Source organism: Massilia jejuensis, from assembly GCF_042656795.1.
Taxonomy (GTDB): domain Bacteria; phylum Pseudomonadota; class Gammaproteobacteria; order Burkholderiales; family Burkholderiaceae_D; genus Telluria; species Telluria jejuensis.
Genome location: NZ_JBHSMS010000083.1, coordinates 1 through 10,093, shown reverse-complemented (window position 1 = coordinate 10,093; position 10,093 = coordinate 1). Strand labels below are relative to the sequence as shown.

Sequence of the window (10,093 nt, the reverse complement as noted above, 5' to 3'; positions counted from 1 at the left end):
AGCGTAAGCTGAGGTCACGCTATGCTCGAGAAAATTCGTCGCCAGCTCAACAATGCGACAGAGCCGGAAAAACTGCCGACCTGCCCCAACAGCAGGATCGACTCGCTACTACCGTTCGCAAACTCTACCGGCATATAAGCGGCGGGGGAAGGTGGGGCCGCTGGCCGCTTACAGTGTAGTGGCGAAATAAATGACCTATCTGACCGAATCAAGGCTGGATATGGCCGGCTGCACGAACAAAAGTCGGACGTATAGTTGCGCTGACATGCAAACTGTAAGCATCGAATTTCAGTAGCTGGGGAAGGGTGCGCTAGAGCAACGATGTTAATCATTGCGCACCACAAATACTTGAACACGCCCTATTCTTTTGAATTATTATTTGATAACACCTCGTGCGAAGGTCTGTATTTTTTTGGTTGCATTGCGTTTCGTACGGCCCACGCATGTTTGCTCATCCCGACTTTGAGATATTGGAAGACATGGCAACCAACGCGAAGAAAAAGCAGTACGTTCTCATGCCAGACACGAATCTCTTCAACATTGAAGAGCCAGGCACCTCGGTGTCGTTCTTGAAGTCCACTCGCAAGCTGCTCGTATCTCCAACGGCGAAGCGTGCCACTAGATTGGATAAACGGCCCACAAGGCGCGGATTGACCGCCGGGATTACGGTTCTCGACGAAGTGGCGCCAAACGACTCACTTCTTGTTAATCTCAACGCCGATGAGGTGCAGTTAATTGCACAGGAACAGCCAGGACTGCGCCTTGTTGAAGTCGTCGAGCTGGAACCACTATGGGTCCGGTCGCTGGCCGTGACGCCTCCGCTTGGGGCCTCCGCCGCAGGCGGCAGGACACCGTTCACGATTCGGGTTTTGTCCAAGAAAAACAAGGCACCGCTCGTCGGCGTGGCGGTCTATGCTTTCACGGACCGTTCGGCGCTCACCGGGGTGCAAGGCGTGACTGACAAGAACGGCGAGGTAAAAGTACTTTTACCGTCGAGTACTACCATTCTGGACGTGGTCGAGACTGACCCTCCCTTTGGTTTTTGGGGCACATTCAAGCGCCGGGTTCCTCTCAGCAACGGCAGTCTTGATTTGTTATGCGACCCAATCGATTTGGGGGCAATGGACGCGCGTGACGCCTACAATATGCGTGGCTCGGACAAGGATGGCATGGGAGTGGTCGTTGGGGTCATCGATACTGGTGTCAATCCACACACTGATCTCATGATTACTTCAGCGGTGAATGTGGTGCCCAACCAGTTACCGACGAACGTTGGTGACCAACTCGGACACGGAACGCACGTTTGCGGCATCATCGCCGGACGCGGCCCTACGGGCACGGCAGCTCGAGGTATCGCCCCGGGTGTAGAGCTGCGCGTCTATAAGGTCTTTAAACCAAGGGCGAAGACGGCAGACAGCTTCAGCATCGCTAAAGCGATCCGGCGCGCTGTCGAGGACGGTTGTGATTTGATCAATCTCTCCCTCGGGACAAAGACAGATGTCAACGAGATTCTGCGTCAAATCCGCTATGCTCGTGCCAATGGCGTGGTGTGCATTGCGGCTGCAGGCAATGACGGCCGACAGGCGGTTCGCTACCCTGCAGCGTATAGCCAGGTGCTCAGTGTGACAGCACTGGGTCGGAAAGGCACCTATCCCATGCGTGCAATTCAAAAACTCGGCGAAGTCAAACCGCACGGTACCGACATGGATAACTACTTCGCGGAGTTCAGCAACCTCGGTTTCCAAGTAGGACTCATTGGCCCTGGGGTAGGGGTGGTCTCTACCATGAACAACGGTTATGCCGCGATGGACGGCACCTCGATGGCTTGCCCGGCGATGACAGGAATGATCGCGAAGTTCCTCGGTAAGAACAAGAAAATCTTGAACATGAAGAGGACGCAAAAAAGGTCGGATGCGATCATCACGATGACCCTGCGCAAAGCGCAGACACTAGGGTTTGCGAAGACTTTTGAAGGCAGCGGAATTTTGGTGTAACATGGACCTATCATGAGCCGCTACGTCTTAAGCTACCTGGGTGTTAATGACCCGCCTAAGAAGGAGGAGCGTGAGCTTGTCTCCTCGCTGGGCAATGCGCAGGTGCTCGATCGCATGCCTGGGACGCTTCTCGTGGACGGCAGCAAGGTGGAACTCGCCAAGGTTGCAAAGAAGTTCAGCGGATGGTCGTTGAGCCCGGTAGCACAAGCTTCCGTCGGACCGCCCCGCAAACGTATTGTCAACATAGCTTAGCCCCTCACCGCCCGGCAGTGTCCGGGCTTTTTTTCGCCTGGAGATATGATGACGTCCAAAGAGTTCACGCCGCGCTATCGATTCAATCCTTCCTCAGAACTTGAGCCCGAGCGCGTCAGGAAGACGATTAGTCCTCCTGAGGAGTACGAGGATCGCACTGGATACGACGTGGGCTTCATCAATAGCGAGACGGCTATCCAATTGCCGGTACTGAGCACGGCACGACTTGCGGACGTAGCATCTTACGAATGGAAGGGAAAGCGCACGCATGTACTCGACTACGTGCACTTCTCGACAGTTGTGTCCATGTCCCGTCGTATGCCAATGTTCAGCGCCTGCAATATCGACGGCGCTAGTTGGGTGAATGTGAAGCGAAACGATGACTGGAAGTACGACCCTAGGATCTCGAAGGAATATCAGGAGCTCGAGGGACCCTACGGTAACCAGAAGGACGGCTACTTCAGCCGCGGGCACATGACCAGACGCCAGGACCCCGACTGGGGCGGCAAAAAGGTCGCAGCGTTAGCAGACCAAGATACCTTCCATGCGACCAATGCGGCGCCCCAGGTTCAAAGCTTCAACGGCGGGCTATGGGGAAAGATCGAAGACTATGTGCTGAAGAACTGCGACAAGGACAATATGCGCATCAGTGTCTTCACGGGCCCGATCTTTGACGATTCAGATCCAGAAATGTTCGACATGAAGATACCGCTGCAGTTCTGGAAAGTAATTGCTTTCATCGACGATGAGAGCAAAACGCTTCGTGCGACGGGCTATGTCAGCTCGCAGGCCGAAGCAGTGGGTGGTCTCAAGCCAACGTTTGTCTTCGGTCAATTCCAGCATCAGCAGCGTCCGCTCGCAGCCATTGAGGCACTGGCCCAGCTCTCGTTCGGGGATCTCAAATCATACGACGTCCTTCAACAGGCGAGCGAAAGTTTCGCCTCTGCCCTACACGACGTCCGCGACATAATGCTCAGCTAGAACAAGGTGCCGTGACCGGTTGGTATCGGCCTTCATCACGCATTTGGCGTACGGATTTCGATCCTTCTTGCCGCCCAGGCGGCGCGCAAGCCGGGGATCCGCTGTTCTACCTCAGAATGGGTGGCCCGTGAGCGCCACTCATCTGTCAACCTCATCTTCGCGATCAGCCAACGATCATTAACGATGCACATACTTCTGACCGGATCATCCGGCTGGCTTGGCCGGTCTCTCGCGCCCCAACTGCGCCCGCGGCGACAAAGTCACCGGTCTCGATATGATCCGGTTCTCGCACGAAGACGGTAAGCGTCCAGCCCATCCACCTATGAATGCCTGATCATGGTAGCCACACTGCTTTCTTCGATCATTGAGGAGAAAAATGGTGGCGAATGTGGAGCAAGAAAAGGAGTGGCGGGAACGCATTACTCAGTGGCGGGCCAGCGGCCTGTCCCAGCGCGCCTTCGCGCTTGAGCATGGATTTTCCCCAGAAACAGATCAGCTACTGGTCGCGGCGTTTGGCCGTGGTGCAGCCGTCGCCGGGGTTAGTCCCTGTGCGCGTGATGGCGGCCGTCGCCCCTGGCACCATCAGTCTGCGTAGCGAGCATGGCTGGACCTTGACGTTGCCCCGTGACGTGCCGGCCAGCTGGCTCGCCGACATGCTGCGGGCGCTGTGATGGAAGTTTCCGCGCAAGCGATCTGGCTTGCCACTGCAGCAGTGGACATGCGCACCGGAATTGACGGGCTGTCATTGCACGTCCAGCAGGCGTTGGGCCGCCCGCCGTGCGACGGCACTGCCTATGTGTTTGCCAATGTCGCCGCACCCGCCTGAAGTTGGTGTGCTGGGATGGCACGGGCGTCTGGATGTGTCTGCGCCGGCTGCACCGTGGTCAGTTCATCTGGCCGCAGCCAGGTGAGGCGTGCTGGCACATAAGCGCTGAGCAATGGCAATGGCTGATCGCCGGCGTGGACTGGCAGCGCCTGTCGGCGCCTGCGCCAGCGCAGTGGTGTTTGTGAGGACGTAAGCTGTTGCGCTTGTAAACGTCGGTCGGGACCGGTAAACTGCACAGCATGAACCTGCTCGACGAACTTGCCCGCATCGACCTCAGCCCAGTCGCACTGGCGCAGGTGCAGGCGCTGATCGAACAGCAACAGGCCAGGCTGGAGCGGCAAGATGCAGTGCTGGCCGAAAAGGACTTCAAGATCAAGGCGCTGACGTTCGAGCTGGCCTATTACAAACGCGTGCGATTCGGCAAGGCCAGCGAAGCACTGGTCGGCGAACAGCGCCTGCTGTTCGACGAGACCGTCGATATGGACCTCGCGGCCATTGATGAGGAACTGCGCAGCGAAGCACCCGTCAAGCCGCCACGCAAACGTGCCGGACGCCAGGCGTTGCCGCCAGAACTGCCGCGCATCGAGCACCGCCATGAGCCGCAGGCGTGCCAGTGCGGCCAATGCGGCGCTACGCTCGTCAAGATTGGTGAAGACGTCAGCGAGCAACTGGACGTGGAGCCAGCGCGCTTCTTCGTACACCGCCACATTCGTCCCCAGTACGCCTGCCGCCCGTGCGAGACAGTGGTCGCGGCACCGGTCCCGGCGGCCGTGATTGATGGCGGCATGGCAGCCGTAGGCCTGCTGGCCTGGGTCGCCGCTTGCAAGTACCTTGACCATCTGCCGCTGTACCGGATCGAACAGATCGCAACGCGCCAGGGCGTGCCGCTGGCCCGTTCGACCCTGGCCGACTGGATCGGCCGCATCGGCGTGGCCCTGCAGCCGCTGGCCGACCGGCTGGCTGAACTGCTGCGCCAACACGATTGCCTGCATGCCGATGAAACGCCGGTGCGCCAGCTCGATCCTGGCAGCGGCAAGACACGTCACGCCTACCTGTGGGCCTATCGTTCCGGCGTACATGACGACGGTCCGCCGATTGTCGTGTTCGACTACCAGACCAGCCGCGCCGGCGCCCACGCGCGCGCGTTCCTGCATGGGTGGCGCGGCCACCTGATGGTGGACGATTACGCCGGCTACAAGGCCATGTTCGCCGACGGCCCCACCGAGTTGGCCTGTCTGGCCCACATCCGCCGTAAATTCTTCGATGTGCATGCCGCTGGCGGCAGTCCCGTCGCCGAGCAGGCGCTGCATCGCATCGCCAAGCTGTACGTGATCGAACAGCAGGGCGCCGGACTGGACCCGCCGCAGCGCATGCTGTTACGCGAGCAACTGGCGGTGCCGGCGCTGAACGAACTGCACGCCTGGCTCCTGGCCAGCCAGCGCACGGTGGCCGTCGGCAGCGGCACGGCCAAGGCAATCGACTATGCACTCAAGCGCTGGCCGGCACTGCAGCGTTACGCCGGTTCTGGCAGTCTGCCGATCGACAACAACCCGGTCGAGAACGCCATCCGTCCCATCGCCATCGGCAAGAAGAACTGGCTGTTCGCCGGCTCGGAACGGGCTGGCCGCCGCGCCGCTGCCATCCAGGGCCTGTTTGCCACCGCCAAGCTCAACGGACTTGACCGGGCACGCTGGCTGGCTGGCACCCTGGAAAAACTGCCGACCTGCCCCAACAGCAGGATCGACTCGCTACTACCGTTCGCAAACTCTACCGGCATATAAGCGGCGGGGGAAGGTGGGGCCGCTGGCCGCTTACGCACAACCGACAGGCGGCTAAACGATTCTTCTGCAAGCTTCTCAAGGGTTTGCGCTATGCGCCACGGGTTCTGATTACTGACAAGCTCAAGAGTTACGCCGCTGACAAGATCCAGATCATGCCGGGCGTTGAACATCGTCCAGCACAAAGGACTGAACAACCGTGCCGAGCTATTGCACCAACCGACGCGGCAGCGAGAACGGCAAATGCGTCGTTACAAGTCACTCAGGCATGCGCAGCGCTTCCTGTCGGCACACGGGCCCATCAACAACGTCTTCCGGTGCCAGCGAAATCGCCTGTCGGCCCAGCAGTACTAGCACGTCCGTACTCAAGCGTTTTCTCTCTGGAACGAGGTCACCGATGTAGCGCGAAACGCTTAATCTGCGACATTTTTATACGAGCCGTGGCCATTTCGCCCCGGACTCTGAAACTCGTCCCGTCGGTTTAACAACTTGACAGTGCCCATTTATCGCCCCGTCGTGGCTGACGTCGGCGCAGCTCATTGGCAAATTGCTGGCCGAATCGCAGCGTCCATTGCCGGATCGTCTCATAGGTAACGATGACGCCTCGGCTGGCCATCAGTTCCTCAATGTCCCGAAAGCTCAGCGAGAACCGGAAGTAAAGCCACACTACGTGGCTGATGATCTCACGAGGGTAGCGGAAGCCGCGGTAAAGTGGAGTGTTGGCCATCCCCCATTTTAGGGGGCGGCGGCGGACTCCGGCAACTTGACGATACCGTCCGTACTACAGCGTTTTCACTCTGGAATGAGGTCACCGATGTAGCGAAAGACGTTTAATGTGCGACATTTGCTACACCAGACGAGGCCATTTTGCCCCGGATTCTGAAACTCGTCTCGGCGGCTCAACAACTTGACAGTACCCTTCAAAGCTCTCCTTCGGGTCAGTACCGGACGGTCGGCAGATAAGGCGCTCGCTTAAAACCACCTGCCCTCTCGCCCCCTTCCGTAACGATTTCATCGTTACGTCATATTGAAAAACTAAGCTGGGCTGCTTTCAAATGAACGGAGCCAGCATGACCTCATTGATTTCGCGTCGCAGTTTTCTGTCCCAAGGTGGGGTAGTGGTTGGCAGTTCGGCATTGGGCGGCTCGCTGCTGCTTGGGGGTTGCGGCGGTAGCAGCAACCATACGGCAATCGGTGTAAGTGAGAATGAACGGCCCAAGATGCCGTCAGGAATACAGTTCGGCGACATTACGGATAATCGGGCGATCATCTGGAGCCGGAGCGACCGCAATGCGCAAATGATTGTCGAATACGATACCAGCGACCGTTTCAACAACGCCAGTCGTATCGTTGGCCCTAATGCCAGCGAAGCCACCGATTTCACGACCCGAGTTGACTTGAGTGGCTTGCCCGCCGGCCAAACGGTATTCGTGCGCGTGCGGTATGTGGATCCTAACAATTCGAAAATCGAAAGCGAAACCATCTTAGGTCAGTTCAGGACCACGCCGCCTGCCGATGGAACCCGGGCTGTGCGTTTTCACTGGAGCGGCGATCAGTGCGGCCAGGGCTGGGGCATTAACACCGATTTTGGCGGCATGAAAATCTATGAAACGATGCGTTTGCGCGACCCGGACTTTTTCATTCACAACGGTGACACGATTTATGCCGACGGCCCGATCTTGGCCCAGGTAACGGCGGAAAACGGTCAGGTTTGGCGCAATCTGGTCACGGAAGAAGTCAGCAAGGTCGCGGAAACGCTGAAGGAATACCGCGGGCGCCATGCCTACAACATGATGGATGCGAACTTCCGCAAGTTCGCCGCCCAAGTGCCACAGGTCTGGCAATGGGACGATCACGAAGTGACGAATAACTACAGCGCCGCCAAGGATTTATCGGCCGACGCGCGTTACACTGAAAAAAGCATTGCCTCCCTCACCACCCGCGGCCGTCGCGCCTTCCTCGAATATGCGCCCATGCGCTACTACAAGCAAAGCGAACCGCAGCGCCTTTATCGTACCATCTCGCACGGCCCGCTGCTGGACGTATTCGTCGTGGACATGCGCACCTACCGTGGTCCGAACAGCACTAACCTGCAAACCGCAGAAGACGCCAGTTCGGCATTCCTGGGTCGTGAACAGGTGGAATGGTTGATCGCTGGGCTGAAAGCCTCGACCGCAACTTGGAAAGTCATCTCCGCCGACATGCCCATCGGGCTGAACGTCGGCGATGGCAAGAACGCCCAGGGTGAAGCCTTATGGGAAGCACTCGCCAACGCCAACGACGGTGTTCCACTCGGACGCGAACTTGAGATGGCCCGCCTGCTCAGCAGTATCAAGGTGGTCCCCAACGTTGTCTGGATCACCACCGACGTTCACTACTGCGCCGCCCACTATTACGATCCCGCTCAGGCTCGGTTCACGAACTTTTCCCCATTCTGGGAATTCGTCGCCGGGCCGATGAATGCCGGCGCCTTCAGCCCGGGCGTGCTCGACAAAACCTTCGGCCCCACCGCGGTATTCTCGAAAAGCCCGCTGATCCAGAACTCCTCGCCGTTTGCTGGCTATCAGTTCTTTGGTGAAGTTAACATTGACCCGCGGACTAAAGCGATGAAGGTCGAGCTGTTCAACCTCGACGGCGTCTCGCAGTTCGCACAGACGCTGCCGGCGTTGGGTGTTTGAAGCCCACACAGATTGCAGGCAGGCCGGCAGTGGGCGATCTATGTGGTTCTAATGGGATGGACGTCCGCTTTCAAAATGGCATGCAAGTGCCACAATGAGAAGTGATTTCACTTCGTCATCGAAAGGAGCGACCATCATGAAGATCACTACAGTTGGCATGGATTTGGCAAAACAGGTGTTCCAGGTTCATGGGGTGGATGCGCAGGGCAAGGCAGTATTGTGCAAGAAGCTGAACCGGTCCCATGTGTTGGAGTTCTTTGTGAATTTGCCGCCGTGCCTGATTGGGATGGAGGCCTGCGGCAGCGCACACCACTGGGCACGCAAGCTCCAGGCCATGGGGCATGTCGTCAAGCTGATGGCGCCACAGTTCGTCAAACCTTATGTCAAGACGAACAAGAATGACGCAGCTGATGCCGAGGCCATCTGTGAGGCCGTGACCCGGCCCAACATGCGCTTTGTACCGATCAAGACCGACGAGCAGCAAGCTATCCTGTCCGTACACCGGGGTGCGCCAGAGTTTCGTGAAGGCACGTACTGCGCAGGCGAACCAAATTCGCGGCTTGCTTGCCGAGTTTGGCGTTGTGATTCCACAGGGGATAACTCACATTGCCTAGCGCGTGCCGCAGCTGATCGAACAGCCGGAGTTGCCTGACAGTTTCCGACTATTGTTACAGCGGCTGTACACGCACTTGAAGGAGCTGGACAAGCAAGTCGACGAACTGGAAGCTAAGATCACGCACTGGCATCGCGAATCGGACCTGAGCCGCAAGCTGGCAGAAGTCCCTGGTATTGGCCCGATTACAGCTACGGCCTTGGTCGCATCAGTTGGTGACGCGAAGAACTTCAGGAACGGTCGGCAGCTGGCAGCATGGCTGGGTCTGGTGCCAAGACAGCACTCCAGCGGTGGCAAATCGGTTTTGCTGGGCATCAGTAAGCGAGGGGACACGTATCTGCGAACACTGCTGATCCACGGAGCCCGAGCAGTGATCCGATGCGCGCAAGACAAGCCTGCGGCTGCCTGGCTCAGGCGCCTACTTGACCGACGCAACAAGAATATCGCCGCGGTGGCTCTGGCGAACAAAAATGCCCGGATCGTATGGGCACTGCTGACCCGCAGCGATCAGCGCTTCCGTGCCGGTTACGCGCCAGCCAGCGCATAACCGGCACGGCAGAGCACACGCCGGAAACTGGAGCTAACGATCAGTACGAAACAGGAGTATCTCTCAGGTTGTACAGGCAGGAACGAAGTGATGGCAAAATAGGTAAGACCGTGGTTGAGCAAACCTGCAACGCGACATGCGCTTCGAGCGCGCGGTTCTGATAAGGTCTCGACCAGCGTATTCCATCAGGAACAGAGGCGACGGCCTCAACAAAGTCCGGATATATGGGCGCAACCTTTCCTACTCGCTGTCATCCATTCTCTGCTTGGCAAACTGCGGACGTCCATATATGTCGCGTTGGCCGAGCGGTTGCTCCGATCGGGTAGACTGCAACGCCGCACATTGACGATCCGACATGCCCCCCTGTGTCAGGATAGTTGTCGCGTCATCTCATTCATCGACATCGTAGAGGGGGCGGAGAAAA

General features: G+C 58.2%; 8 protein-coding genes and 3 pseudogenes. 10 read left to right on the top strand and 1 reads right to left on the bottom strand.

Annotated features, from left to right (window positions below; translation table 11 throughout):
• The first annotated feature begins 443 nt into the window (after positions 1-443).
• The 8 genes and pseudogenes from ACFPOU_RS23215 (at position 444) to ACFPOU_RS23185 (ending at position 6,185) form a co-directional block, all read left to right on the top strand.
• The gene (locus ACFPOU_RS23215) at positions 444-1,994 is read left to right on the top strand and encodes a S8 family peptidase (protein WP_379727300.1); all 1,551 of its coding nucleotides are present in this window, start codon (positions 444-446) and stop codon (positions 1,992-1,994) included.
• 12 nt (positions 1,995-2,006) lie between these two features.
• Complete coding sequence (locus ACFPOU_RS23210) at positions 2,007-2,246, top strand: hypothetical protein (RefSeq protein WP_379727297.1); 240 nt, start codon at positions 2,007-2,009, stop codon at positions 2,244-2,246.
• Positions 2,247-2,294: 48 nt separating this feature from the next.
• Positions 2,295-3,227: a DNA/RNA non-specific endonuclease gene (locus tag ACFPOU_RS23205; protein ID WP_379727294.1), complete on the top strand. Its 933-nt coding sequence runs from the start codon at positions 2,295-2,297 to the stop codon at positions 3,225-3,227.
• A 376-nt stretch (positions 3,228-3,603) separates the two neighbouring features.
• A pseudogene (locus ACFPOU_RS23830) lies at positions 3,604-3,669 on the top strand (hypothetical protein); the annotation flags it as partial.
• 28 nt (positions 3,670-3,697) lie between these two features.
• Positions 3,698-3,898, top strand: coding sequence for a hypothetical protein (locus tag ACFPOU_RS23200; RefSeq protein WP_379727291.1), 201 nt, complete (start codon positions 3,698-3,700; stop codon positions 3,896-3,898).
• Positions 3,898-4,238, top strand: a pseudogene (gene tnpB / locus ACFPOU_RS23195) (IS66 family insertion sequence element accessory protein TnpB). The gene ACFPOU_RS23200 and the pseudogene tnpB overlap by 1 nt, the downstream one beginning before the upstream one ends.
• A 54-nt stretch (positions 4,239-4,292) precedes the next feature.
• Positions 4,293-5,834: an IS66 family transposase gene (tnpC, locus tag ACFPOU_RS23190; RefSeq protein WP_379727288.1), complete on the top strand. Its 1,542-nt coding sequence runs from the start codon at positions 4,293-4,295 to the stop codon at positions 5,832-5,834.
• Positions 5,835-5,996: 162 nt separating this feature from the next.
• Positions 5,997-6,185, top strand: coding sequence for a hypothetical protein (locus ACFPOU_RS23185; protein WP_379727285.1), 189 nt, complete (start codon positions 5,997-5,999; stop codon positions 6,183-6,185).
• Positions 6,186-6,312: 127 nt separating this feature from the next.
• On the opposite strand, the gene ACFPOU_RS23180 is transcribed toward ACFPOU_RS23185, so the two are convergent.
• Positions 6,313-6,558, bottom strand: coding sequence for a hypothetical protein (locus ACFPOU_RS23180; RefSeq protein WP_379727282.1), 246 nt, complete (start codon positions 6,556-6,558; stop codon positions 6,313-6,315).
• 343 nt (positions 6,559-6,901) lie between these two features.
• Here ACFPOU_RS23180 and ACFPOU_RS23175 point away from each other — a divergent pair, with 343 nt between their 5' ends.
• Positions 6,902-8,509 carry an alkaline phosphatase D family protein gene (locus ACFPOU_RS23175; protein ID WP_379727279.1) on the top strand — a complete coding sequence of 536 codons (1,608 nt, stop codon included), beginning with the start codon at positions 6,902-6,904 and terminating at the stop codon, positions 8,507-8,509.
• 136 nt (positions 8,510-8,645) lie between these two features.
• A pseudogene (locus ACFPOU_RS23170) lies at positions 8,646-9,669 on the top strand (IS110 family RNA-guided transposase).
• Positions 9,670-10,093: the final 424 nt, after the last annotated feature.

What these genes read in the sequence shown, in the direction of transcription:
- ACFPOU_RS23210 (WP_379727297.1), top strand. Translation starts at nt 2,007, where the DNA reads ATGAGCCGCTACGTCTTAAGCTACCTGGGTGTTAATGACCCGCCTAAG.
- tnpC (WP_379727288.1), top strand. Translation starts at nt 4,293, where the DNA reads ATGAACCTGCTCGACGAACTTGCCCGCATCGACCTCAGCCCAGTCGCA.
- ACFPOU_RS23200 (WP_379727291.1), top strand. Translation starts at nt 3,698, where the DNA reads ATGGATTTTCCCCAGAAACAGATCAGCTACTGGTCGCGGCGTTTGGCC.
- ACFPOU_RS23205 (WP_379727294.1), top strand. Translation starts at nt 2,295, where the DNA reads ATGACGTCCAAAGAGTTCACGCCGCGCTATCGATTCAATCCTTCCTCA.
- ACFPOU_RS23175 (WP_379727279.1), top strand. Translation starts at nt 6,902, where the DNA reads ATGACCTCATTGATTTCGCGTCGCAGTTTTCTGTCCCAAGGTGGGGTA.
- ACFPOU_RS23215 (WP_379727300.1), top strand. Translation starts at nt 444, where the DNA reads ATGTTTGCTCATCCCGACTTTGAGATATTGGAAGACATGGCAACCAAC.
- ACFPOU_RS23180 (WP_379727282.1), bottom strand. Translation starts at nt 6,558, where the DNA reads ATGGCCAACACTCCACTTTACCGCGGCTTCCGCTACCCTCGTGAGATC.